Source organism: Pseudomonas lijiangensis (assembly GCF_018968705.1).
Classification (GTDB): Bacteria; Pseudomonadota; Gammaproteobacteria; order Pseudomonadales; family Pseudomonadaceae; genus Aquipseudomonas; species Aquipseudomonas lijiangensis.
This window is the reverse complement of the sequence record NZ_CP076668.1, coordinates 4,054,657-4,078,323: the sequence shown is the minus strand read 5'-3', so window position 1 is coordinate 4,078,323 and position 23,667 is coordinate 4,054,657. Positions and strand designations below refer to the sequence as shown.

Below are 23,667 nucleotides of genomic sequence, written 5' to 3'. Positions count from 1 at the left end.
AGGCCATCTGCCACTCCTGGCAGATGGCCTTTTGTTTATCCGGGTTCGATGTGAACCTGCAAAAGTTCCTTGAAGTGCTTCAATGATTAATGTCGTTCTAATACTAAGGTCGTCTGGAGTACGTGCCGGACCTGACTAAAGTTGAAGACGTGACAACTCATCTGTGCTGCGAGGACAAAAACAATGAACGACAGCATTTACCTCTCGATTCAAAACAGCCCGCGCTTCAAGGAGCTGGTTTCCAAAAGAGAGCGGTTCGCCTGGATTCTTTCGGCGATCATGCTCGGGCTCTATGCCGCATTCATTCTCTTGATTGCGTATGGGCCTCATATTCTGGGAGCCAAGATCAGTGCGACTTCAACCATTACGTGGGGCATGCCGATAGGGGTCGGCCTGATCGTCTCGGCATTCATTCTGACGGGGGTCTACGTACGCCGTGCCAACAGTGAGTTCGACGAGCTGAATAATGCAATTCTCAAGGAGATTCAGCAATGATCCGTCGTCTCTCCGCGGCTTTAGGCCTTGCAGCATTCGCACCTGCTCTGATGGCAGCTGACGCCCTGACCGGCGCCGTGCAGAAGCAGCCCCTGAACGTACCGGCGATCATCATGTTCGTGATGTTCGTGGCGTTCACCCTCTACATCACCTACTGGGCATCCAAGAAGAACAACTCGGCTTCCGACTACTACGCCGCAGGCGGCAAGATCACCGGTTTCCAGAACGGCCTTGCGATTGCAGGCGACTACATGTCGGCGGCGTCCTTCCTGGGTATTTCCGCACTGGTCTATACCTCCGGCTACGACGGCCTGATCTACTCGATCGGCTTCCTGGTGGGCTGGCCGATCATTCTGTTCCTGATCGCCGAACGCCTGCGTAACCTGGGCAAGTACACCTTTGCCGACGTGGCCTCCTATCGCCTGAAGCAGAAAGAGATTCGCACCCTGTCCGCCTGCGGTTCGCTGGTGGTGGTTGCGTTCTACCTGATTGCCCAGATGGTGGGTGCAGGCAAACTGATCCAGCTGCTGTTCGGTCTGGACTACACCGTTGCGGTGATCCTGGTCGGTATCCTGATGTGCCTGTATGTGCTGTTCGGCGGCATGCTGGCGACCACCTGGGTACAGATCATCAAGGCCGTGATGCTGCTGTCGGGTGCTTCGTTCATGGCGCTGATGGTCATGAAGCACGTCAACTTCGACTTCAACCAGCTGTTCGCCCAGGCTGTTGCCGTTCACCCTAAAGGTGAAGCGATCATGAGCCCTGGCGGTCTGGTCAAAGACCCGATTTCGGCGTTCTCCCTCGGCCTGGCCCTGATGTTCGGTACTGCGGGTCTGCCGCACATCCTGATGCGCTTCTTCACGGTGAGCGATGCCAAGGAAGCCCGTAAGTCGGTGTTCTACGCCACCGGTTTCATCGGCTACTTCTACATCCTGACCTTCATCATCGGTTTTGGCGCGATCCTGCTGGTCAGCACCAACCCGGCGTTCAAGGATGCAGCAGGCGCCTTGATCGGCGGCAACAACATGGCAGCGGTGCATCTGTCCAACGCAGTGGGTGGCAGTCTGTTCCTGGGCTTCATCTCGGCGGTGGCGTTCGCGACTATCCTGGCGGTGGTTGCGGGCCTGACCCTGGCCGGTGCGTCGGCAGTGTCCCATGACCTGTATGCCAGCGTGATCAAGAAAGGCAAGGCCAACGAGAAAGACGAGATCCGCGTTTCCAAGATGACGACTATCGCCCTGGCGGTCGTGGCCATCCTGTTGGGTATCGCCTTCGAGAGCCAGAACATCGCGTTCATGGTCGGCCTGGCGTTCTCCATCGCGGCCAGCTGTAACTTCCCGGTTCTGCTGCTCTCGATGTACTGGAAAAACCTGACCACCCGTGGCGCCATGATTGGCGGCTGGATGGGGCTGGTCAGTGCTGTGGTGCTGATGGTGCTGGGTCCGACCATCTGGGTGCAGATCCTGCACAACCCCAAAGCCATCTTCCCGTATGAGTACCCGGCGCTGTTCTCCATCATCATCGCCTTCGTCGGTATCTGGTTCTTCTCCATCACCGACAAGTCCAAGGCTGCAGACGAAGAGCGTGCGCTGTTCTACCCGCAATTCGTGCGTTCGCAGACTGGCCTGGGTGCCAGCGGTGCATCGTCACACTAAGTTGCATGTTTGACCGGCAATAAAAAAAGCAGCCCCTCGGGGCTGCTTTTTCATTGGGCTACCGATAAGGTCATATCCTGCCAAGCAATACCAGCACCAACAGAATGACCAGGATCGTGCCCACCACACCCGAAGGACCGTAGCCCCAGTTGCGGGAGTGCGGGAAGACCGGCAGACCACCGATCAGGATCAGAATCAGTACGATGATAAGAATCGTGCTTATGCCCATGATGAGTTCCTTCTTTTCGTCAGTGTCGAATGGCGTTTGCAGTTAAAGCAAAGTTCAGCAGGTGTATGATTTTCGCTGCTTGAATTATCCGACTGTTGCGAATCTTGAAAGGTTCTAAATATTTCACAGGATTTTAATAATTTAAAAAATTGTTTAAATTTCAAATGGTTATGTTTTTATTTGACTATCTAGTGTCTGTTTTTTACCGGCAATTATTATTGAACTTTTCAGGGTTTATATGACGCATTGGCCTGTTCCAAGGCTGAATGGATTACCTGAAAACAATGGAACTTTTACACAGGATTGCACCATGCCTTATCGATTCGCTGCGGATGCCGTGGTCGTGTTTCATCTGCTGTTTATTCTGTTCGTGCTGTTTGGCGGGCTGCTGGTGCTGCGCAGACCCTGGATCGGATTCCTGCATGTCCCGGCCATGGTGTGGGGGGCTTCGGTGGAGTTCTTTCACCTGTATTGCCCACTGACGCCCCTGGAAAACTCCCTGCGCCAGAAGGCCGGTCAGCAGGGGTATGAGGGCGGCTTCATCGAGCATTACCTGATTCCGCTGATCTATCCGCCAGCGCTGACACCGCAGATCCAGTTGTGGCTGGGCGCAGTCGTGGTATCGATCAATGCCGCGATCTATGGCTGGCTGCTGATCCGCTTCGTGCGTCGTATCAGGCAGACATGAGGGGCCGGCATTCAGCGTCTTGATGGTGGCATTAGAGATCGTCAGCTGTGATTACACTCCAGACAACGTCCTGCAAACCACAAGGCATTCTCTATGCAAAATCGCATCATGATTACTGGCGCGGGCTCTGGTCTGGGCCGTGAAATTGCACTGCGCTGGGCGCGCGAAGGCTGGCGTCTGGCACTGTCCGACGTCAACGATGCCGGTTTGCAGGAAACCCTGGCCATGGTGCGCGAAGCTGGTGGCGAAGGCTTTACCCAGCGCTGCGATGTGCGCGACTACAGCCAGCTCATGGCCCTGGCGCAAGCCTGCGAAGAACGCTTTGGCGGCATCGATATCATCGTCAACAACGCCGGTGTGGCTTCGGGTGGTTTCTTCAGCGAGTTGTCCCTGGAAGATTGGGACTGGCAGATCGCAATCAACCTCATGGGCGTGGTCAAAGGCTGCAAGGCATTCCTGCCGCTGCTGGAGGCCAGCAAGGGCAAGATCATCAATATCGCTTCCATGGCGGCCTTGATGCAGGGGCCGGCCATGAGCAATTACAACGTCGCCAAGGCGGGTGTGGTGGCGCTGTCGGAAAGCCTGCTGGTTGAGCTGACCGAGCAGGGCGTCGGCGTGCATGTGGTCTGTCCGTCGTTCTTTTCAGACCAACCTGCTGGACTCCTTCCGCGGCCCGACGCCTGCGATGAAAGCCCAGGTCGGCAAGCTGCTGGAAAGCTCGCCCATCAGCGCCAGTGACATTGCCGATTACATCTTCGACGAAGTCGCCAAGGGCGAGTTCATGATCCTGCCCCATGAGCAGGGGCGTGATGCCTGGACCTTGAAACGCAAGCATCCCCAGGCGCTCTATGACGAGATGACCACCATGTGCGCCAAGATGCGCGCCAAGGCCCGGCAGACGAAGGCCTGACCCGTTGCCCTGTCAGGGTTTGAAGGCCGGGGTCAGGAAAGTCTTTTTCTGCTAGGGTTCGGCCATTCAAACTCTGACTGACGAGACTGGCGTGCTCAATTACCTCTGGTTCTTCCTTGCGGCCCTGTTCGAGATATTCGGCTGTTATGCATTCTGGCTGTGGCTGCGTCAGGGCAAGAGTGCCTTGTGGGTCATTCCGGCACTCATCAGCCTGACGATCTTCGCCCTGTTGCTGACCCGGATCGAGTCAGCCTACGCAGGCCGTGCTTATGCGGCTTATGGCGGGATTTACATCATTGCGTCGATTGCCTGGCTGGGCGTGGTCGAGCGGGTCAGGCCCTTGAGCAGCGACTGGCTGGGTGTCGCCTTTTGCGTCATCGGCGCGACAATCATCCTGTTGGGGCCACGCTGGTCGGCGTCCTGAACGCCGGGGATATGGCAGTTTTCCTACTCGTTTGGTCTGCAAGTAAGACGTTTCCGACAGTGTGTTCTGGCGAGCTTGAAGGGCGTTACTGATTTGCCGCCGCCTCATTGAAGCGACCTTTTCGTGGGCGCACTCTGCACTCTTTGCAATAACAAGAGAGGCAGAAAATGCTTGTACTAACGCGGGAAATTGGCGAATCGTTTTCCATCGGTGACAACATCACCGTGCAGATTCTCGGGGTGAACGGCAATCAGGTCAGGCTCGGAATCGATGCCCCCAAAGACATCAAGATCCATCGCGCCGAAGTGTTCCGGCGCATTGCCCGAAAGCTCTCGCAGCAGGCCGCCGCTCCCGAGTCGCCCGCAGCCTAGTCGAAATACTCTTTGGGCACCTCATGCTTTGGCATCAACTGGCATTGCTGGCTTTCGAGGTCGAAGAAAATCACTGCCTGACCTTTGCTCAAGGCATGACGCACCCGAAGCACGCGGTTTGCAGAGGCGTTTTCATCGCCATTGTCCGTGCCGTCGCGGGTCACGAAATCTTCGATCAGGCGGGTGAGGGTGTCAGGTTCGAGTTGGTCGTAAGGGATCAGCATGCTGGTTCTCGTATCGGTAGCCCGCGATGATAGGCCTCTTCGCGACTGAAGTCGCTCCCACCCGTAATGCCGATTTTTTAAGTCACAAACAAAACTTGTGGGAGGGAGCTTGCTCGCGACGGGACTCTTCGCGAGCAAGCTCCCTCCCACAGGGACCGTGCCTCTATTCAGAAACTCAAACCTCTTCGCGATTCTGCCCAGCAGGCTATCCACGGACGGCACGCGGGTCTCGGACTCCATCTGGGTGTCATGTTCAATCTGATGACTGAACCGCTCCAGTGAAGTCTGGGGCCGGTTTGGCGTCGCTGGCGAATACCGGTGGGCTGAGCATGTAGGCGCCCAGCAGTTTGCTCAGGGCCGCGAGGCTGTCGATATGGGTGCGTTCATAACCATGGGTGGCATCGCAACCAAAGGCCAGCAGCGCGGTACGAATGTCATTGCCCGACGTCACCGCCGAATGGGCATCGCTGTAGTAATAGCGAAAGATATCGCGACGCACGGGCAATTCGTTTTCGACACCCAGGCGCAGCAGATGCCGGGACAAGTGATAGTCGTAAGGTCCGCCCGAATCCTGCATCGCCACGCTCACCGCATGTTCGCTGGAGTGCTGGCCGACTGCGACCGGAGCGATGTCGATGCCGACGAACTCGCTCACGTCCCAGGGCAATACGCCTGCTGCACCGGTGCCGGTTTCCTCGGTGATGGTGAACAGCGGGTGACAATCGATCAGAGGTTCGGCACCACTCTCGACAATCGACTTGAGCGCCGCCAGCAAGGCGGCGACACCGGCCTTGTCATCCAGGTGGCGGGCGCTGATATGGCCGCTTTCAGTGAACTCCGGCAACGGGTCGAAAGCCACGAAGTCACCGATATTGATACCCAGGGATTCGCAGTCGGCGCGGGTGGTGCAATAGGCATCCAGGCGCAGCTCGACATGCTCCCAACTGATGGGCATTTCATCCACGGCGGTGTTGAACGCATGACCTGAGGCCATCAGCGGCAACACGCTGCCACGGATCACGCCGGTATCGGTGAACACACTGACCCGGCTGCCTTCGGCAAAGCGGCTGGACCAGCAGACCACAGCCGACAGCGCCAGGCGCCCGTTATCCTTGACCTCGCGAACACTGGCGCCAATGGTGTCCAGATGCGCCGAGACAGCCCGGTCGGGGCTGCTCTGCTTGCCTTTGAGGGTGGCGCGAATGGTGCCGCGCCGAGTGAGTTCAAACGGAATGCCCAGCTCTTCCAGGCGTTCGGCGACATAGCGCACGATGGTGTCGGTAAAACCCGTAGGGCTCGTATGGCCAGCATTTCCAGCAGGACTTTCTGCAGGTAGTTCAGATCCGGATCGGGAATTTTTTCAACAGGCATGGAGGGATTCCTTTAAAAGCAGTTGCAAGCCTCAAGCTGTAAGCTACAAGCAGATGAGTACACTTGCTTGCAGCTTGGCGCTTGAAACTTGCAGCTAGGTTTCAACCATGCACAGGCAGGCTGTGCGGAAACAATAGATCGACCAAAGCGTTCAGCGGTGGGTTGAGGTTCGTGGTTGGCCAGGCCGACACGTTCGTTGGCCTCGATGAACACGTATTCGGGCTGGTCGGCGGCAGGCACCATCAGGTCAGGCCAACCACCGGAATGTCCAGCGCCCGGGCGGCACGCACGGCGGCGTCTATAAGGACCGGGTGCAGCGTTGCGGTGACGTCTTCAAGGCAGCCGCCGGTGTGCAGGTTGGCGGTGCGGCGCACAGCCAGGCGCGCTGGTCCATTGGCAGGATGCTTGAATAGCATAGCCCGCGTCGCGGACCGTACGTTCGGTTTCTTCATCCATCGGGATCTTGCTTTCACCATCGGTGGCAGCAGAGCGACGACGGCTTTGAGCTTCGATCAAACTGTGGCGGATGGTTATGGCGACCGTTTGCCAATGATCTCGGCAGGGTGGCGAATCGCAGCCGCCACCACTTCAAACCGATGCCACGATGCGCAGGGTCCAGGCCTTCGTGGAAGCTTGCCAGAATCACCCGGCTGTCGAACTGACGAGCACACTCGATAGCATTCTGCACTTCATCGAAGGTGCGCAAATCCACGGCCACACCGTTGCCTTGCTCGCCATCCAGCGGCTTGACCACGATCCGCTCGTGCTTTTCGAGAAACGCCAGGTTGTCATCGGCATTGCCGACGCGTTGCTGGGCAGGCACATTCAGGCCCGCGGCCTTGAGGGCCTTGTGGGTCAGGCTCTTGTCCTGGCACAGGGTCATGCTGACCGCGCTGGTCAGGTCGCTCAGTGATTCACGGCAGCGAATGCGGCGTCCGCCGTAACTCAGAGTGAACAGACCTGCATCGGCATCATCGACCTGCACATCAATACCGCGACGATGCGCCTCTTCTACAATGATCCGCGCATAAGGATTGAAGTCCGCCTGAGGCCCTGGCCCCAGAAACAGCGATTCATTGATGCCGTTTTTGCGCTTGATGGCGAAGGTCGGCAGGTTGCGAAACCCCAGCTTGGCATACAGCGCCTTGGCCTGTTCGTTGTCATGCAGCACGGACAGGTCGAGATAGCTCAAGCCTCGGCTCATGAAATGCTCGATCAGGTGACGCACCAGCACTTCACCCACACCGGGGCGTGTGCATTGCGGATCAACCGCCAGGCACCACAGGCTGCTGCCGTTTTCCGGGTCATTGAACGCCTTCTGGTGATTCAGGCCCATGACGCTGCCGATCACCGCATTGCTGCGTTCATCCTCGGCCAGCCAGTAGACCGGTCCGCCCTGATGACGTGGCGTCAGCAAGGCCGGATCGATGGGCAGCATGCCTCGCGCCAGGTATAGGTTGTTGATGGCCTGCCAGTCGGCTTCGCTCTGGGCACGACGGATGCGAAAGCCCCGGAAGACCCGCTGCGCCGGACGGTAATCGCTGAACCACAGGCGCAGCGTATCGGACGGGTCGAGGAACAACTGCTGCGGTGACTGCGCCAGCACCTGCTGGGGCGCAGCCACGTACAGCGCGATGTCGCGTTCACCGGGCTTTTCGTTGAGCAGCTCCTGGGCCAGTGCGGCGGCGTCGGGGTAGGTATGACCGAGCAGCAAGCGGCCCCAGCCGCAGTGCAACGCCAATTGCTCGTTGTCCGGCTGACTGCCGTCTTCGGCGAAGCGCGCTTGCAGACGTTCATAGGAGGGCGACTGTGTGCGCAACAATCGTTGGCTGTAAGCCGTCGCATTGTGTTTCATCGATCAGAGTCCTTGTTCGCTGAGCCACAGATTCAGCGCTGCCAACTGCCACAGCTTGGAGCCGCGTAACGGCGTGAGTTGGCCTTGAGGGTTGGTCAACAGTGTGTCGATCATCGACGGGTTGAACAGGCCTCGATCCTGGCTTGGGTCCAGCAGCAGGTCGCGCACCCAGTTGAGGGTATCGCCCTGCAAATGCTTGAGGCCCGGCACCGGGAAGTAGCCTTTCTTGCGGTCTATCACCTCGGAAGGGATGACCAGGCGTGCTGCTTCCTTCAAGACATGCTTGCCGCCATCCGGCAGTTTGAACTGGCCGGGAATGCGGGCAGACAACTCGACCAGACGATAGTCGAGGAACGGTGTACGAGCTTCCAGGCCCCAGGCCATGGTCATGTTGTCCACCCGCTTGACCGGGTCTTCAACCAGCATCACGGTACTGTCCAGGCGCAAGGCCTTGTCGACGGCCGCCGTGGCGCCGGGTTGGGCAAAGTGGTCGCGTACAAAATCACCGGCCGCGTCAGTAGCGGTCAGCCACCGGGATTGCACGGTCGCGGTGTATTCGTCATAGCTGCGGTCCACGAAGGCTGCACGGTAGGCCGCCACCGGATCGCTGGCGCATCGACTTGCGGATACCAGTGATAACCGGCAAACAGCTCGTCCGCGCCCTGGCCGCTCTGCACCACCTTGCAGTGTTTGGCCACTTCTCGTGACAGCAGGTAGAACGCAATGCAGTCATGGCTGACCATCGGCTCGCTCATGGCCCGGAAGGCCGCAGGCAATTGCTCGATGATCTCGCTTTCCTGAATGCGCAACTGATGGTGACGGGTGCCGTAGTGCTTGGCGATCAGGTCCGAATACTGGAACTCGTCGCACGTTCGCCACCGGCATCCTGGAAGCCGATGGAAAAGGTCGACAGGTCTTCGACGCCGACTTCACGCAACAGGCCCACCAGCATGCTCGAATCGACACCACCGGAAAGCAGCACGCCCACGTCCACAGCCGCACGCTGACGAATCGCTACCGCTTCACGGGTGCTGTCCAGCACGCGGTCGCGCCAGTCTTCCAGCGTCAGGTGCTTCTCGTCGTCATGGGGACCATAAGGCAGGGTCCACCAGGTCTGCTGCTCGATCGTGCCGTTGGCGTAGACACGCATCCAGGTGGCGGGCGGCAGTTTCTCGACACCGGCCAGCAAGGTACGCGGTGCAGGCACCACGGCATGAAAGTTCAGGTAGTGATTGAGGGCAATCGGGTCGAGCATCGGGCTGATATCGCCACCCTTGAGCAGGGCCGGCAGCGTCGATGCAAAGCGCAGGCGCTTGTCGGTGTGCGACAGATAAAGCGGCTTGACGCCCAGACGGTCACGGGCAATGAATAACTGCTGAGTGTCCCGCTCCCAGATGGCAAACGCGAACATGCCATTGAGCTTGGGCAGCATATCTGCGCCCCAGGCGTGGTAGCCCTTGAGCAACACCTCGGTGTCGCCACCGGAATGGAACTGGTAACCCAGACCTTCCAGCTCGGCCCGCAATTCGGGGAAGTTGTAGACAGCACCATTGAAGGCCATGGACAGGCCCAGATGACTGTCGATCATGGGCTGTGCCGAACCGTCGGACAGGTCCATGATTTTCAGCCGTCGGTGGCCCAGGGCAATCGGCCCCTGACTGTGAAAGCCCCATGCATCCGGGCCGCGAGGCGCCAGATTGTGGGTTATGCGTTCAACAGCGGCCAGATCCGCTGGTTGTTGGTCGAAACGTAATTCACCTGCTAATCCGCACATAATTCCTTACCGGGTTTCCGTTGGGGAGGTGACTGAAAAAGTGCAGTCACCCAGAAACTGACCCGGAGGCGTTGCGGGAGTTTTAGATCAATCGGTTATAAGCAGAATGTGTAGGAGCGGATTTATCCGCGAAACTTCATTGCAGGCGATGCATTTCTTCATCGACCTTTCGCGAATAAATTCGCTCCTACCAAGGTGCTGTGGGCGAAAAGAAAACGTTCAATACCCCGTCATCTCCAGATACCCGACCCCGCTCTGGCTGCCACTGACTTTCACCGGCCCTTCCCAGTAGGGAATGCTAACGCCCATCCAGGCCTGAGGGTTCAGGGCCTCGGTGGTGATATCCAGATGCCTGCCAGGAATCTTGATCGACCAGCGTGTGGGCAAGCGTCGTCCGGCGACTTCGGTTTCGTTCAGCGGCTTCATGTCGATATCACTGGCTTGCAGGCTTTGTGTCTTGCCGTCGGCGTCGATCCAGGTGCCGCTCAGGTAAGGAGCGCCGCTTTTGTGGCGCATGCGATAGAGCATCACGCGTTCGCCGCCGTCCAGATGCAGGGACAGCCAGTTCCAGCCGGACTGGTTGGCCGTCAAGGGCTGACTGCTCCATTCCCGGTCAAGCCAGGCGTGACCGCTGACCTGATAGGTCTTGCCATCCATCGTCAGGCTGCCGCTGGCCTCGAAAAAGGGCTGGCTATAGTAGTAAGAACCCTGGCCCTGATCGGACTTCTTGCTATATCCCTGTTCACCTTGCAGCACCAGGGGTTTGCTGGAGGTGAGTTGCAAGTCGTATTGAAAGTCCTTCCCGGCAGCCTGCAATTGCATCTTCGCCAGCGGGTCCTGCGCCTGGGATTCGCTGTTGAGGGACCAGTCATCGATCCAGGCCGAGAAGGGCGCCAGCTTGACGCCTGCCTGTCCGACGCCGCCGCGGGCGTAGCGCTCGGCCACATGATGCTGGCTGGCAGAGGTTGCGGCGGCATGGCCCAGCCAGATCGTGTTGTCATTCCAGCCGCTGCCGGTCGCGCCGGGGCGCAGGGCATTGCGGAACAGTGTCCATTGCACGCCGAAGTCCTGGCCCTTTTCGTCCTTGAGGGTGGCGGTGATGTACCACCATTCGATACGAAAACCTGGATGCGGAGCATGGTCTTCAGGGAATGAGAACACCCGCCCGGGCTTGACCGCAGTGAAGTCGTCGGCCTCATTGCCCATGCCGGCAAAACCGGCTTCTGGAGGCTGTTGCTGATCGCAGGCGCTGAGCAGCCACAGGCAGGCGATCAGCACCAGCCATTTACTTTTCATGGGCAAATGTCCTGAGCAGGTCCGCTGGCCGGGTGCGATAGAGCTTCAACAGTGGCCAGGCCGAAGCCAGCAAGGTCGCAAGCATTGCCAGCCCCATCAGTTGCAGCAGTTGCAGAGGGAAAACCTGCAAGGGCAGGCGCCAGCCGAAGGCCTGGACATTGATCACGGTATTCAGACACCAGGTCAGCATCAGTCCCAGAGGCAGGGCGAACAGCAGTGTCAGCACCGTCATCAACCAGGTCTGGCCCAGGTTGAGCAGCATCAACTGACGTCGGGTAACCCCCAGCGCCCACAGCGGTGCCAGTTGCCCGAGACGACTCTGGCTCTGGGTCAGCAGGCCGATGAACAGCGCCACGCCAGCGACGCCCAGGGTCAGGCTGTTGAGGGCGGCAGTGGCGGCGAAGGTCCGTTCGAACACCTGAGTCGACCATTGCTTGAGCTGGCCCTGATCGATGATGCGGTTCTCGTCGAGGTTGAACCGGTTATGCAACCGATTGACCAATGACGGTGCGGCTGCGTGATCGACTCGCAGATTGAAGCGAGTGGGCACCAGATGTGGCCAGTGTTTCAGCAGGTGCTCGGCATTGACCAACAGATGGCCCTTGGGATTGCCGTAGTCGGCGTAAATTCCCACGATACGCGGCGACCATCGGCCTGCGGGAACCGGGATGTCGAGTGTGTCTCCCAGTCCGACCTTGAGGCGTCTGGCCAGTTGTTCACTGAGCATCAGGGTGTCGGCATGGGCCAGTTGGTTCCAGGGATCGTCCCGTGTCGATTCCAGCAGTTGCCAGTGCTGGCGATAGGTTTCATGTTCGATGATGCCGAACAGATCCGCTGGCCAGCCTTGAACCTGAATCGGCACTTGCCAGTTGGGAAGTACCGCATCAATATCCGTTTGTGCGCCGAGCCAGGCCTGCATTTCCTCAGCCTGGCTCGGGGTTTGGGGCGTGACGTACAGCTCGGCGGTCAAGCGCTGCTCCAGCCAGGCGCTGAAGGTCTGGCGAAAACCGGAGGTCATGCTGCCCGCGCCGATATTGGCCGCCATGGCCAGCAGCAAGGCCATCAATGCCAGGCTCAAGGCGGGCAACTGTTGCCTGCAATCGGCCAGAAACCATTGGCCCAGCACTGAGCGGCTGCGTTTGAGCAAGCCGCTCAGCAGCCCATCGAGCAGGACCGGCAGGCCCAGTGCAGCACTCAGCAACACACTCGAAATCAGCACAAAACCCCAGGTCAGGCTGTTGCCGAAAATCAGTGCGGCAACGGCCACTATTGCACTGCCTGCCGCAATCCAGGCCTGACGCCGCAGCCAGCGGGCATGGGCCTGCTGCCAGGCTTGTGCGTTGGACAGTGCCAGCAAGGGCAGCCGAGCGGCGCGCAGCAGGCTGTTGGCGCCAGCCATGAACGCCCCGAACAGGCTCAAGGCAATGCCGCTGAGCCACCAGCCGATATTCAGGTTCAACTGCCCGCCCACTTCAGCACCATAAAGACCGCGCAGGCTGGCCGCGACATCCGGCAACAGCAGGCTGGCCAGCAGGTAGCCACTGATCACGCCGAACAGCCCGCCGATCAACGCCATGCTGCCCAGCTCCAGGCTTAATGCCGCAATCAGCATGCGCGCACTGACCCCTGATGCCCGCAGGTTGCGCAGCAAACCCCGGCGCTGTTCCAGAGCCAGGCCGATGGCGGCATGCACGATAAACAGGCCGACCACGAAGGACAGCACGCCCAGCGCATTCAGATTCAGGTGAAAGCTTTCGGTGAGGCGTTGCAGATTGTTTTCTTCGCCGCTCTTTTTGATCACCAGTTGCTCGGCGACAGGTGAGGGCAGCACCGGATTCCCGGCGGCAAAGTCATGGGGCAGTAACAGGCGGGTCAATTGATCGGGCAGATTGAGTAGCGCCTGGGCAAAACCGATGTCCGTCAGCAATACACCCGGCGCCATATCCCTTCGTGCCAGCAACGGCGGCAGGAGCAGGCCGTTTTCAGCCTGTGGGCGCTGGCCTTCTTGCAGGCCGAGCGCCTGCAGGGTCTGAGGGGCAATCCAGGTCACGCCGGGCGGGGTGAGAAAGTCGACGATCTGCCGGGTATCCAGTGTCTGCCCGGCCAGCGTGGAACCTCTGGGCAATGTCACCGGTTCAATGCCGATCAGTTGCAGGCGCTGGTCTTCCAGGCCTTTCAACGTGATGCGCCCTTGCAGCATGGGGGAAGCCGGCCAGCCAATGCGCCGCAGGCTGATGTACAGGTCCTGCGAAAAGGCCACGCCCTCGGGAGACGCCAGACTGGTTTGCGGTTCGCCGCCGATCAACTGACTGGCCTGTTGATAGCTTTCCCGTGCCTGGCTATTCAAGGCCTGCACGCCGGTCAGCAGACTGGTCGCCAGCCAGAGCCCGGTCAGCAGGCTGAAAAGTTGTACCGGATGACGTCGCCAGTGGCTGAGCAGGGCGCGCAATGCCCAATAAAACACTCGCATGTCAGCCTTCGCCTTCAAGGAGAATATGACCCCGATGCAGCCTGACCTTGTGCGTCAGACGTGCGGCGACACGGTCGCTGTGAGTCACCATCAGCAGGCTGGTGCTGCTGTCGCTCAACAGGTCCAGCAGCAGTTGCAATACCTCATCACTGGTATTTTCGTCCAGGTTGCCGGTGGGCTCGTCGGCCAGCAGCAGAGCGGGGCGCGAGGCAAGGGCGCGTCCGATGGCGACGCGCTGCTGCTGACCGCCGGACAGTTGCTCGGGATAACGATTGAGCAGATCCCCCAGACCCAGGCGTTCAATCAGTTGTGCTTGCCAGACCGGGTCATGACGCCCGGCCAGACGTGCCTGAAAGGCCAGATTGTCATCGATCTTGAGGCTTTCGATCAGGTTGAACTGCTGGAACACCAGCCCGATTTCGGTTCGCCGCCAATTGGCCAGTTGAGCTTCGCTCATGCTGTTCAGGTGCTGACTGGCGACCTGGATCGTGCCGCGGTCCACTTTATCCAGCCCGGCAACCAGATGCAGCAACGTGCTTTTGCCACTGCCCGACTCGCCCATCAGCGCCAGACTGCTGCCGCGCTCCAGTTGCAAGTCGACACCACGCAACACCTCCACCGGGCCTTGAGCCGAGGGATAGCTCTTGAATACGTTTTGCACATGCAACATCGGAATGCCCGGTTGGAAGTGATCATGCCTTGAGGATAACGGCTATCGCCTGCTCATGTGGGAACGAATTCATTCGTGGGGACGGGGTTTCATGCGATGCATTTCTATCGGGTGTAGGGGAAACCTGTGGGAGGCAGCTTGCTGGCGAAAAGGGCCTGAAAACTGGCAGATATTCTGCGTCTATACGCTGAGAAGTCGCCAGCAAGCTGCCTCCCACAAAGTGAAAAATCAGGTCATTTCCCCTGCCTGCGAATCAACCCCCGCAAGGCAAACCGGTTGGGATGACAGGCCTCTGCAACACTGCGGGGCAGCGGCAACGGTTCGTTATCCAGCCAGGCGGCGATCAGTTCGGCGGACAAAGGCGCGGTAATCAGGCCGCGTGAACCATGGCCGCTGTTGACGTACAGGCCGTCCAGCCACGGGCAGGCAATGTCCGGTACTTGCCGCGCATCCTTGGCCAGCGCGGCATACGCCTGGGTAAAGGCTTCTTTATCCGCCAGCGGTCCGACGATTGGCAGGTAATCCGGGCTGGTGCAGCGAAAGGCTGCACGCCCTTGCAGTTCTTCTGGCGGCAAGTCCGCAGCACCCATACGAGCGGTCAGATCTTGGGATATTTCCTGCAGCAATTGCAGGTTGCTCAGGTGATCGGCGGTATTGGTATTCAGGTCGTCACTGTTGAAATCGAAGCTGGCCCCCAGCGTGTGTTCGCCCAATCGTGCTGGCGCCACATAACCTTCCGCACAGACCACAGTGCCCAACACCTGACTGGCTTCGGTCTGGGGCAGGCGAGTGATCTGCCCGCGAATGCGCTTGAGGGGCAGGTCGGCACTTTGGGCAAACTGCTTGATATCCGCCGCACCGGCCAGCACCACCACCGGAGCGCTGTCGATCATCTGCTCCTGATCCCAAGCCTGCCATTGCCCATCGACGCGACGCAACTCCAGTGCTTCGTGATGCGCAATCAGTTTGATATTCGGGTGTGCAACCTGCGAGTGGCACAGCGCAGGTGGATGAACCCAGCCGCCTTCGGGGAAATACAGCCCGCCCCAACTCAGGTTTACACCGCTGCGAGTCTCGGCTGAAGGCTGATCCAGTTGATGCAACAGCTCTTCGGGAAACGCCTCGGCCAGTTGCTGCTGGCGCTGGGCTTCCTTGTCGTCGAAGGCCAGTTGCAGCACGCCGCAATTGTCCCAGTCGATGCCCCGTTGCAGACGCTCAAGCAGCCGCCGCGTGTGGCCAAAACCACTGAGGATCAACTGCGACAAGGCGGTGCCGTGTGCCGACAGTTTCAAATAAAGCACGCCCTGCGGATTGCCCGAGGCCTCTTGGGCCGGTTGGGCATGACGCTCCAGCAGACTCACCTGCCAGCCGCGTCTGGCCAGGCTCTCGGCCGTGGCACAACCGGCCAGCCCGGCACCGATAACCAGCGCCTTGCGTTCACCCTCAAATGCAGCGGGCCGGGCGAACCATGGCTTGATGGGCGAGGGCAGTGGCGCCTCTTCAGGCCAGGCAATGAACCTGCCGCGCAGCACTTCCCATTTATGGCCGATGCCCGGCACACGCTTCATCTTGAAACCCGCCGCGTTCAGGGCGCGGCGAACCCAGCCGGTGCTGGTAAAAGTGCCAATACTCGCCTCGGGCGCCGACAGCCGCGCCAGTTCGGCGAACAGCTCCGGCGTCCACATTTCCGGGTTCTTGGCCGGGGCGAAACCGTCGAGAAACCAGGCATCGATCTGGCCGTCCAGTTGCGGCAGCATGTGCAAGGCATCGCCAATCAACAGCGTCAGGGTCACACGCCCCTCGTCGAAGATCAGCCGCTGAAAGCCTTCATGCACGGCGATGTATTGATCGAGCAAGGGTTCGGCAAAAGCTTTCAGCTCCGGCCACAAGGCCAGGGCACGTTGCAGGTCGGCGCGGCTGAGAGGGAATTTCTCAACACTGACGAAATGCAGCCGTGCTTCGGGGTGAGCGCATTCCTGAAACAACTGCCAGGCGCAGAGAAAATTCAGCCCGGTGCCGAAACCTGTTTCTCCGATGACCAGCCGATCACCCGCAGGCAGGGCCGTGAAACGCGCGCGCAGGTCGTTCTGCACCAGAAACACATGGCGTGTCTCTTCCAGACCGGACTCGGTGGAGAAATAAACATCGGAAAAGGCGCGGGAATGCGGGTTGCCTTGTTCGTCCCAGTCGATCTGGGCGTGGCGGGTAATGGTCATGTTCGGCTCGGCGGTGGCAGAGGCGGCATTTTACCCGTGTATGCAGACAAAAGCGGTGCAGATTGATAGCCGGACAAGCCCTGCAGGGGACCTGTCCGGCAGTTTTTTCAGTTCTGGACGACCGGGCTGCCTGCATTTTCAGGCTGCTTGCGTGGCCACAGGGTCAGGCTGTAATACAACACGCCACCCAGGAAGCAACCGGTAAACCAGGCGAAGTTGGCAATCGGCTTGAACCAGGGAATGAAGGTAAAGCACAAGCCCACCAGCGCGCTCAGCAGCAGCGCCGTGACCGCCACCCGGTTTACGCCATTGGTGTACCAGTAACGACCGCTCGGGGTGTCGTCGAACAGGGCATCGACATCGATCTGTTGTTTCTTCACCAGGTAGTAGTCCACCAGCAGGATGCCGAACAGCGGGCCGATACAGGCCGCCAGAATATCCAGGGTGTAGTGAATCACTTCCGGGTTATTGAACAGGTTCCATGGGGTGATGAAGATGGACGCGACTGCCGCGATCATCCCGCCTGCACGCCAGCTGATACGGCTGGGCGCCACGTTGGCGAAGTCGAAGGCTGGCGAGACGAAGTTGGCGACAATGTTGATGCCGATGGTGGCGGTAACAAAGGTAAACGCGCCGAGCAGCACGGCAGTGGTGTTGTCGATACGGGCCACGGTCGCAATCGGGTCGTGGATCATCTCACCGAAAATCGGCAAGGTGCCGGACACGATCACCACCGTCACCAGGGAGAACGCCAGGAAGTTAACGGGCAGGCCCCAGAAGTTGCCGCGACGCACGTCTTCCATGCTCCGGCAGTAGCGGCTGAAATCGCCGAAATTCAGGGTCGGGCCGGAGAAATACGACACCACCAGCGCAATCGCCATGATCACCTGACCAAAGGCCGCCCAGCCGGACAGCTCTTTTTCCGCCAGGGTGAAACTGATGTTGTCCCAGCCCGCACGCCAGACGATCCAGCCTGCCAGCACGAACATCACGGCGTAGACCGCAGGGCCAGCCCAGTCGATGAAACGACGGATCGACTCCATGCCCGACCAGAACACAATCGCCTGCACCACCCAGAGCGTCAGGAAACCGAACCAGCCCAGGTAGGAAAGCCCCAGGAAACTCACGTCTTGATACGCGGCCAGTTCCGGGAAGAAACGCAGCACCACAATCACCAGGGCGCTGGACGCCAGATAAGTCTGAATGCCATACCAGGCCACTGCGATCAGGCCACGAATGATGGCCGGGATATTGGCCCCGAAGACACCAAAGGCGAGACGGCAGATGACCGGGTAGGGCACCGCAGCCTGCTGGCTGGGTTTGGCCACCAGATTGGCGATCACCTGAATGATGCAGATACCCACCAGCAGCGCGATCAGCACCTGCCAGCTTGCCAGCCCGAGGGCGAACAGACTGGCGGCGAACACATAACCGCCGACGCTGTGCACATCGCTCATCCAGAAGGCAAAGATGTTGTACCAGGTCCACTTCTGTGGAATCGGTCCCAGATCCTCATTGTGCAGGCGCGGGCTGTAACCGGCCGGGCGTTGGTCTGTCATGGCATTCCCTCCCTTGTTGGGCCATCGCTACGGCTGGGTACCCGCGATGAGGTTTTTGTATACGATCCTGTACGCAAGACGTATGCCATGGCCTGAATTGTTCGGGAAAAAGCCCGCAGAGTGTTGCCGGGCATGCGTTCAAGGAGGGGAAGTGCGCGTGACGGACCAACACCCGGTGGCGTTTGCAGTGCACGATAAAAGGGCGGTTTTGCTCGATTGGAGTGCATTCAGCCTTGAGAAAACGGCGTGTCAGAACAGAGAGGATTGGAATCGGGCTACCTGATCGGTAATCCAACATGGCACTATTTCTGTATACAATCCTGAGTGCCGATAATATCCATGGCATTTTCAAACGGCGCTGAAGGAGGCCCTGTGCGTATTCAAGTGATCAACCCCAACACCAGCGATGCCATGACCCACAAGATCGGGCTGGCCGCACAAGCCATCGCAAGGCCGGGCACGCACATCATCGCTTGCAGCCCCGAGGATGGTCCGGTGTCCATCGAAGGGCATTTTGACGAAGCCATTGCCACGCTGGGCGTGCTGGATGAAGTACGCAAGGGAAGGGAGCAACAGGTCGATGCCCACATCATCGCCTGCTTCGGCGACCCCGGCCTGCTGGCCGCCCGGGAATACGCCACGGCGCCGGTCATCGGCATCGCCGAAGCGGCCTTTCACATGGCAGGCCTGATCGCCACCCGTTTTGCCGTCGTCACCACCCTGAGCCGCACCCGGATCATTGCCGAGCACCTGCTGCAACGTTATGGCTTCAGCGAACTCTGCACCTCGGTGCGCTGCATCGACATGCCGGTCCTGGCCTTGGAAGAAGGCGGCCCGGAACTGATCGAACGCATGATCGAACAAGCCCGCCGCGCCCGCGACGAAGAAGGTGCCGGTGCTATCGTGCTGGGCTGCGGCGGCATGGCCGACCTGCCTCGCCAGCTCAGCGACGCTATCGGCCTGCCCGTAGTGGAAGGCGTCAGCGCCGCCGTGAAACTCGCCGAATCACTGGTAGACCTGGGCCTGACCACCAGCAAGCACGGCGACCTGGCCGACCCGATCGGCAAACCGTTCAAGGGGCGTTTTTCGTATTTGAGTCGGTGAAACCAAAACGGAATCAGCACATGAGATGACTGTGGGAGGCAGCTTGCTGGCGACGGCACCAGTGAAACCAAAAAATGTTTATCGGCTTCACTGTCCCCGTCGCCAGCAAGCTGCCTCCCACATCATTATCCGCCCATGCGCTTTTCTTTCTCACCCCTTGCTATGCTCCGGCGAAGTCGGCCCTTCAACCACACCGCGGGGGCCGGCGATGCCCCAGATACCGGCGCCGACCATAGGCATGATCAGCACCAGCGCGCTCCAGCCGGCCTTGGTCGCCCGGCTTTTACGGGAGCGCCAGACGCTGTTGATGATCCACGCATCCAGCGCCACGATCATGACCGCCACGGCGATCCAGAACACGGTAGACATTTCCATTCGGCACCTCCGTACCTGTCATGTCGCAGGCAGCACTATCGTTGAATCGGGTTCCGGCACGCTGATGGCGTTATTGCCCGGTGTGAGGATCACCTTGCGACAGTCTTCCTGCCCCTTGTCGAAAATCTTGTAGCCCGCAGCGGCCTCTTCCAGGGACATGCGGTGAGTGATGATGGCTTCAGGAGACAGCCGGCCGGTTTCGATATGCTTCAGCAGTTCCGGCATGAAACGCTGGGCGTGGGTCTGGCCCATCTTGAACGTCAGGCCCTTGTCGAACGCATCGCCAAACATGAAGCCGTGGATGAACCCTGAATAAACCCCCGGCACGCTCACCACGCCGCCGCGCCGCACAGTCGCGATGCACTGGCGCAACGCCTTGCCGCTGCTGCCTTCCAGCTTGAGGGTCGCGAGCACGGTTTCCGTGGTGCTGCCCTTGGCCTCGAAGCCCACGGCATCCACCACGCCATCGACCCCGCGCATGCCGGGCGTCTGGCGAATGATGGTGTCGGCCGGGTCGTCGTCTTCATCGAAATTGATCGGGATCGCGCCATACGTCTGCTGCGCATACGCCAGCCGGTACGGGTAATGATCGACGATGAAAATCCGCTCGGCCCCCAGCATTCTGGCGCAGGCCGCACACAGCAGCCCGACCGGTCCTGCGCCGTAGATGGCGATGCTGGAACCCTGGCCGATGCCGGTATTGAGCACCGCCTGCCAGGCGGTGGGCAGAATGTCGGAGAGAAACAGCACCTTCTCGTCCGCCAGCGTGCCCGGCACCTTGAACGGGCCGACGTTGGCCTTGGGCACCCGCACATACTCCGCCTGCCCGCCGGGAATGCCGCCATACAAATGGCTGTAGCCGAACAGCGCGGCGCCGGGTGGAATGGATTTCTTGTTGAGGATCGCGCCTCGGCCGGTATTGGTGGTTTCGCAGGCAGAAAACAGATCCAGCTGACAGAAAAAACATTCCCCGCAGGCAATCACGAAGGGAATGACAACCCGGTCGCCACGCTGCACGGCAGTCACCGCCGGGCCTGCTTCTTCGACGATCCCCATGAACTCGTGGCCCAGGATATCGCCATGTTCAGTGGCCGGAATCTTGCCGTGATAAAGGTGCAGGTCGGACCCGCAGATGGCGGTGGCCGTGACCCGCAGAATGATGTCATCGGCTTCCTGTAGTTCCGGGTCTGGCACGGTATCGACTTTTACATTGTGCGCCCCGTGGTAGGTCAGTGCTCTCATGGTTAGCCCTCGGCTGTGCCAGAAGAAGTCTGGACTTGCCTCAGAGGAACAGGGGTTTCCGGTTTTGGTTCAGAACAATGGATTAACGGTTACAGATCGTTGGCAAAGGTGGGTAATGGCCACTGCTACTGTTCGTCGGCTTATTTTTCATCGCTCTGAACAGCCCTCGTTCTTGCCCGGTCGACCCCATTGACGGGTAAGCAGTCGTAACCCTTCAAGGTCATCAACCTGAAGCAGGACTCACTCCACGAGGTTCCCGATGAACAAAGCATCAAGCAAGAGCAGAACGACGATAGAAGATCTGTTCATTCACGAGCTTTCCGATATCTACAGTGCTGAAAAGCAGATCACCAAAGCATTGCCTAAACTGGCTCGTGCTTCGACCAACCCCAAGCTGGCCGAAGCGTTCAACGCACACCTGGAAGAAACCCAGGGCCAGATCCAGCGTATCGATCAACTGGTTGAGCAGTCCGAGATCAAACTCAAACGCGTCAAATGCATTGCCATGGAAGGGCTGATCGAAGAGAGCAAGGAATTGCTGGAGGAAATCGAAAAAGGCCCCGTCCTCGACGCCGGCCTCATCGCGGCCTGCCAGAAGGTCGAGCACTATGAAATCGCCGGTTACGGCACGCTCATCGCCATGGCCAAACACCTGGGCCTGGACGACGCCGCGAGCCTGCTGGGCGAAACCCTGGAAGAAGAAAAGTCCACTGACCAGAAACTCACGGCCATAGCCGAAGAGGGCGGCACCCAGGCCGCGACACTGGACCTGGAAGATCAGGATTCGGAGGACGATCAGGCGCAGGAAAAACAGGGCAGGCAGAAGAAAAGACAAGCCTGAGTTCGGGGCGTGAGAAAGCCAGTTATCGTGACTGACGTCAGCGCACAGGGTTTTCTCTGCCTCTTTTATTGACCCACGAGGATAGCTTGATGCCATGAGTGGTCTACATTAGCCGCAGATCATTTGAAGAGTGCCGCTAATGTTTGAGTCCGCTGAAATAGGCCATGCTATCTCCGATGAAACCTACGAGGCTGAAGTCCCTGCGCTGCGCGAGGCCTTGCTGGAAGCCCAGTACGACCTGCATGAACAGGCCGGACGTCAGATCATCGTATTGATCAACGGCATCGAAGGTGCGGGCAAAGGCGAAACCGTCAAATTGCTCAACGAGTGGATGGACCCGCGCCTGATTGAAGTACGTACCTTCGACCAACAGACCGACGAAGAACTGGCTCACCCCACAGCCTGGCGCTACTGGCGGCAACTGCCCGCCAAGGGACGCATGGGCATCTTCTTCGGCAACTGGTACAGCCAGATGCTGCAAGGGCGAGTGCATGGGCTGTTCAAGGACGCGGTACTCGACCAGGCCATCAGCGGCGCCGAACGCCTGGAAAAAATGCTCTGTGACGAAGGCGCACTCATCTTCAAATTCTGGTTTCACCTGTCCCGCAAACAGATGAAATCACGCCTCAAGACCCTCAAGGACGACCCGCTGCACAGCTGGCGCATCAGCCCGCTGGACTGGCAACAATCGAAAACCTACGGCAAATTCGTGCGCTTCGGCGAGCGGGTACTGCGCCGCACCAGCCGCGAATACGCACCCTGGCACGTGATCGAAGGCGTGGACGCCAACTACCGCAGCCTCACCGTGGGTAGACTGCTGCTCGAAGGCATGCAGAACGCATTGAACACCCCCAAGGCTGAGCCCAAGCCTTTGACCTTCGGCCCTTTGCCCGCCAATCACGGCGAACTGACCCTGCTCGACAGCCTCGACCTGAGCCGCAGCCTGAGCAAGGACGAATACCAGGAAGCACTGATTGCCGAACAGGCGCGCCTGTCCGTCAACCTGCGCGACAAACGCATGAAAAAACACGCCCTGGTGGCCGTCTTCGAAGGCAACGACGCCGCAGGCAAAGGCGGCGCCATCCGCCGCGTCGCCGCCGCACTCGACCCACGCCAGTACAACATCGTCCCCATCGCCGCCCCCACCCAGGACGAACGCGCCCAACCCTACTTATGGCGCTTCTGGCGACAGATCCCGCCACGAGGCAAATTCACCATCTTCGACCGCTCCTGGTACGGCCGCGTGCTGGTGGAACGGGTCGAAGGCTTCTGCAGCGAATCCGACTGGGTCAGAGCCTACGGCGAAATCAACGACTTCGAAGAACAACTCACCGACGCCGGCATCGTCGTCGTGAAATTCTGGCTCGCCATCGACGAACAGACCCAACTCGAACGCTTCCAGGAGCGAGAAAAAATCCCCTTCAAACGCTACAAAATCACCGAAGACGACTGGCGCAACCGCGAAAAATGGCCGCAGTATCGCCAGGCTGTGGGGGATATGGTGGATCGCACGAGTACCGAGATTGCGCCTTGGACGTTGGTTGAGGCGAATGACAAGCGGTGGGCGCGGGTTAAGGTTTTGCGGGTGATTAATGAGGCGTTGGAGGGGGCGTTTGGGAGGGGTAAGAAGGGGTAGGGCTATGGGGGCCTTTCGGGCGCTGGGGTGTTCTGTGAGGTGGAGGAATGGTGCGGTTTGTGGCAGGCCGAGATCAATTTGAAGTGACTTATTAACAGTGGCAGAGAACGACCAGAAGCGGACACGCGCTATTTCCGGAATGGTACAGAGCCAAGCACTAAATGCGGGCTACAACATCAAGATGCCGGCGCAGAAGACGCTTGAACTCGTGCTGACGAACAACGGCATCGTGGCTATTGAGCCTTTTGTAGTTTTGCTCCAC

The 23,667-nt window shown here is 59.3% G+C and carries 17 protein-coding genes and 4 pseudogenes; 9 read left to right on the top strand and 12 right to left on the bottom strand.

The genetic code is table 11. The annotated features are described in order from the left end of the window. The first annotated feature begins 183 nt into the window (after window positions 1-183). Together KQP88_RS16865 and KQP88_RS16860 are read left to right on the top strand one after the other, a co-directional pair. Window positions 184-495: a DUF485 domain-containing protein gene (locus tag KQP88_RS16865; RefSeq protein ID WP_198725470.1), complete on the top strand. Its 312-nt coding sequence runs from the start codon at window positions 184-186 to the stop codon at window positions 493-495. Next, on the top strand, window positions 492-2,150 hold the full coding sequence (locus tag KQP88_RS16860; RefSeq protein ID WP_200992501.1) for a cation acetate symporter: 1,659 nt from the start codon (window positions 492-494) through the stop codon (window positions 2,148-2,150). The genes KQP88_RS16865 and KQP88_RS16860 overlap by 4 nt, the downstream gene beginning before the upstream one ends. Window positions 2,151-2,220: 70 nt before the next feature. Here KQP88_RS16860 and KQP88_RS16855 read toward each other — a convergent pair whose 3' ends face one another. After that, entirely contained in the window at window positions 2,221-2,379 is a 159-nt protein-coding gene (locus tag KQP88_RS16855; protein ID WP_038399964.1) for a DUF3309 family protein, read from the bottom strand. 310 nt (window positions 2,380-2,689) lie between these two features. Here KQP88_RS16855 and KQP88_RS16850 point away from each other — a divergent pair, with 310 nt between their 5' ends. From KQP88_RS16850 to csrA, 4 genes and pseudogenes are all read left to right on the top strand, one after another. Continuing rightward, on the top strand, window positions 2,690-3,067 hold the full coding sequence (locus KQP88_RS16850; RefSeq protein ID WP_198725475.1) for a DUF2784 domain-containing protein: 378 nt from the start codon (window positions 2,690-2,692) through the stop codon (window positions 3,065-3,067). Window positions 3,068-3,160: 93 nt separating this feature from the next. Then, a pseudogene (locus tag KQP88_RS16845) lies at window positions 3,161-3,977 on the top strand (SDR family oxidoreductase). 91 nt (window positions 3,978-4,068) lie between these two features. Continuing rightward, complete coding sequence (locus KQP88_RS16840) at window positions 4,069-4,401, top strand: YnfA family protein (RefSeq protein WP_216703678.1); 333 nt, start codon at window positions 4,069-4,071, stop codon at window positions 4,399-4,401. 167 nt (window positions 4,402-4,568) lie between these two features. Further along, window positions 4,569-4,772: a carbon storage regulator CsrA gene (csrA, locus tag KQP88_RS16835; protein WP_025261121.1), complete on the top strand. Its 204-nt coding sequence runs from the start codon at window positions 4,569-4,571 to the stop codon at window positions 4,770-4,772. On the opposite strand, the gene KQP88_RS16830 is transcribed toward csrA, so the two are convergent. The 9 genes and pseudogenes from KQP88_RS16830 to KQP88_RS16790 all read right to left on the bottom strand — a co-directional run bounded on the left by KQP88_RS16830 (window position 4,769) and on the right by KQP88_RS16790 (window position 18,207). Further along, a complete protein-coding gene (locus tag KQP88_RS16830; protein WP_216705982.1) occupies window positions 4,769-4,996 on the bottom strand; it encodes a YheU family protein in 228 nt (75 codons plus the stop codon). The genes csrA and KQP88_RS16830 overlap by 4 nt on opposite strands. A gap of 198 nt (window positions 4,997-5,194) precedes the next feature. Beyond that, window positions 5,195-6,367, bottom strand: a pseudogene (locus KQP88_RS16825) (osmoprotectant NAGGN system M42 family peptidase); the annotation flags it as partial. Window positions 6,368-6,468: 101 nt separating this feature from the next. After that, window positions 6,469-8,222 (bottom strand): annotated as a pseudogene (gene ngg / locus KQP88_RS16820) (N-acetylglutaminylglutamine synthetase). Between the two features lie 3 nt (window positions 8,223-8,225). Continuing rightward, window positions 8,226-9,996: pseudogene (locus KQP88_RS16815) on the bottom strand (N-acetylglutaminylglutamine amidotransferase). 219 nt (window positions 9,997-10,215) lie between these two features. Then, window positions 10,216-11,292 carry a lipocalin-like domain-containing protein gene (locus KQP88_RS16810; RefSeq protein WP_216703677.1) on the bottom strand — a complete coding sequence of 359 codons (1,077 nt, stop codon included), beginning with the start codon at window positions 11,290-11,292 and terminating at the stop codon, window positions 10,216-10,218. Next, window positions 11,282-13,762, bottom strand: a complete 2,481-nt coding sequence (locus KQP88_RS16805) for an ABC transporter permease (RefSeq protein WP_216703676.1) — start codon at window positions 13,760-13,762, stop codon at window positions 11,282-11,284. The genes KQP88_RS16810 and KQP88_RS16805 overlap by 11 nt, the downstream gene beginning before the upstream one ends. Window position 13,763: 1 nt before the next feature. Beyond that, window positions 13,764-14,432 carry an ABC transporter ATP-binding protein gene (locus KQP88_RS16800; protein WP_200992491.1) on the bottom strand — a complete coding sequence of 223 codons (669 nt, stop codon included), beginning with the start codon at window positions 14,430-14,432 and terminating at the stop codon, window positions 13,764-13,766. 233 nt (window positions 14,433-14,665) lie between these two features. Continuing rightward, window positions 14,666-16,648 (bottom strand): bifunctional tRNA (5-methylaminomethyl-2-thiouridine)(34)-methyltransferase MnmD/FAD-dependent 5-carboxymethylaminomethyl-2-thiouridine(34) oxidoreductase MnmC, encoded by a 1,983-nt coding sequence (mnmC, locus tag KQP88_RS16795; RefSeq protein ID WP_216703675.1) that lies wholly within the window; start codon window positions 16,646-16,648, stop codon window positions 14,666-14,668. A gap of 107 nt (window positions 16,649-16,755) precedes the next feature. Next, on the bottom strand, window positions 16,756-18,207 hold the full coding sequence (locus tag KQP88_RS16790; RefSeq protein WP_216703674.1) for an NCS1 family nucleobase:cation symporter-1: 1,452 nt from the start codon (window positions 18,205-18,207) through the stop codon (window positions 16,756-16,758). Window positions 18,208-18,579: 372 nt separating this feature from the next. On the opposite strand from KQP88_RS16790, the gene KQP88_RS16785 reads away from it, so the two are divergent. After that, window positions 18,580-19,311 carry an aspartate/glutamate racemase family protein gene (locus KQP88_RS16785; RefSeq protein ID WP_200992488.1) on the top strand — a complete coding sequence of 244 codons (732 nt, stop codon included), beginning with the start codon at window positions 18,580-18,582 and terminating at the stop codon, window positions 19,309-19,311. Window positions 19,312-19,461: 150 nt separating this feature from the next. Here KQP88_RS16785 and KQP88_RS16780 read toward each other — a convergent pair whose 3' ends face one another. Together KQP88_RS16780 and KQP88_RS16775 are read right to left on the bottom strand one after the other, a co-directional pair. Next, the gene (locus tag KQP88_RS16780) at window positions 19,462-19,686 is read right to left on the bottom strand and encodes a PLDc N-terminal domain-containing protein (protein WP_216703673.1); all 225 of its coding nucleotides are present in this window, start codon (window positions 19,684-19,686) and stop codon (window positions 19,462-19,464) included. Between the two features lie 18 nt (window positions 19,687-19,704). After that, window positions 19,705-20,928, bottom strand: a complete 1,224-nt coding sequence (locus KQP88_RS16775) for a zinc-dependent alcohol dehydrogenase (protein WP_216703672.1) — start codon at window positions 20,926-20,928, stop codon at window positions 19,705-19,707. Window positions 20,929-21,187: 259 nt separating this feature from the next. Between KQP88_RS16775 and KQP88_RS16770 the strand changes: the two genes are divergently transcribed. Beyond that, window positions 21,188-21,769 (top strand): YciE/YciF ferroxidase family protein, encoded by a 582-nt coding sequence (locus KQP88_RS16770; protein ID WP_216703671.1) that lies wholly within the window; start codon window positions 21,188-21,190, stop codon window positions 21,767-21,769. Window positions 21,770-21,908: 139 nt separating this feature from the next. Then, window positions 21,909-23,405: a polyphosphate:AMP phosphotransferase gene (pap, locus tag KQP88_RS16765; RefSeq protein ID WP_216703670.1), complete on the top strand. Its 1,497-nt coding sequence runs from the start codon at window positions 21,909-21,911 to the stop codon at window positions 23,403-23,405. Window positions 23,406-23,667 lie beyond the last annotated feature (262 nt).

Bases quoted from the DNA above. Each gene is read 5' to 3' on its own strand.
- KQP88_RS16865 (WP_198725470.1), top strand. From the start codon at position 184: ATGAACGACAGCATTTACCTCTCGATTCAAAACAGCCCGCGCTTCAAG.
- KQP88_RS16860 (WP_200992501.1), top strand. From the start codon at position 492: ATGATCCGTCGTCTCTCCGCGGCTTTAGGCCTTGCAGCATTCGCACCT.
- KQP88_RS16855 (WP_038399964.1), bottom strand. From the start codon at position 2,379: ATGGGCATAAGCACGATTCTTATCATCGTACTGATTCTGATCCTGATC.
- KQP88_RS16850 (WP_198725475.1), top strand. From the start codon at position 2,690: ATGCCTTATCGATTCGCTGCGGATGCCGTGGTCGTGTTTCATCTGCTG.
- csrA (WP_025261121.1), top strand. From the start codon at position 4,569: ATGCTTGTACTAACGCGGGAAATTGGCGAATCGTTTTCCATCGGTGAC.
- KQP88_RS16830 (WP_216705982.1), bottom strand. From the start codon at position 4,996: ATGCTGATCCCTTACGACCAACTCGAACCTGACACCCTCACCCGCCTG.
- KQP88_RS16810 (WP_216703677.1), bottom strand. From the start codon at position 11,292: ATGAAAAGTAAATGGCTGGTGCTGATCGCCTGCCTGTGGCTGCTCAGC.
- KQP88_RS16805 (WP_216703676.1), bottom strand. From the start codon at position 13,762: ATGCGAGTGTTTTATTGGGCATTGCGCGCCCTGCTCAGCCACTGGCGA.
- KQP88_RS16800 (WP_200992491.1), bottom strand. From the start codon at position 14,432: ATGTTGCATGTGCAAAACGTATTCAAGAGCTATCCCTCGGCTCAAGGC.
- mnmC (WP_216703675.1), bottom strand. From the start codon at position 16,648: ATGACCATTACCCGCCACGCCCAGATCGACTGGGACGAACAAGGCAAC.
- KQP88_RS16790 (WP_216703674.1), bottom strand. From the start codon at position 18,207: ATGACAGACCAACGCCCGGCCGGTTACAGCCCGCGCCTGCACAATGAG.
- KQP88_RS16780 (WP_216703673.1), bottom strand. From the start codon at position 19,686: ATGGAAATGTCTACCGTGTTCTGGATCGCCGTGGCGGTCATGATCGTG.
- KQP88_RS16775 (WP_216703672.1), bottom strand. From the start codon at position 20,928: ATGAGAGCACTGACCTACCACGGGGCGCACAATGTAAAAGTCGATACC.
- KQP88_RS16770 (WP_216703671.1), top strand. From the start codon at position 21,188: ATGAACAAAGCATCAAGCAAGAGCAGAACGACGATAGAAGATCTGTTC.
- pap (WP_216703670.1), top strand. From the start codon at position 21,909: ATGTTTGAGTCCGCTGAAATAGGCCATGCTATCTCCGATGAAACCTAC.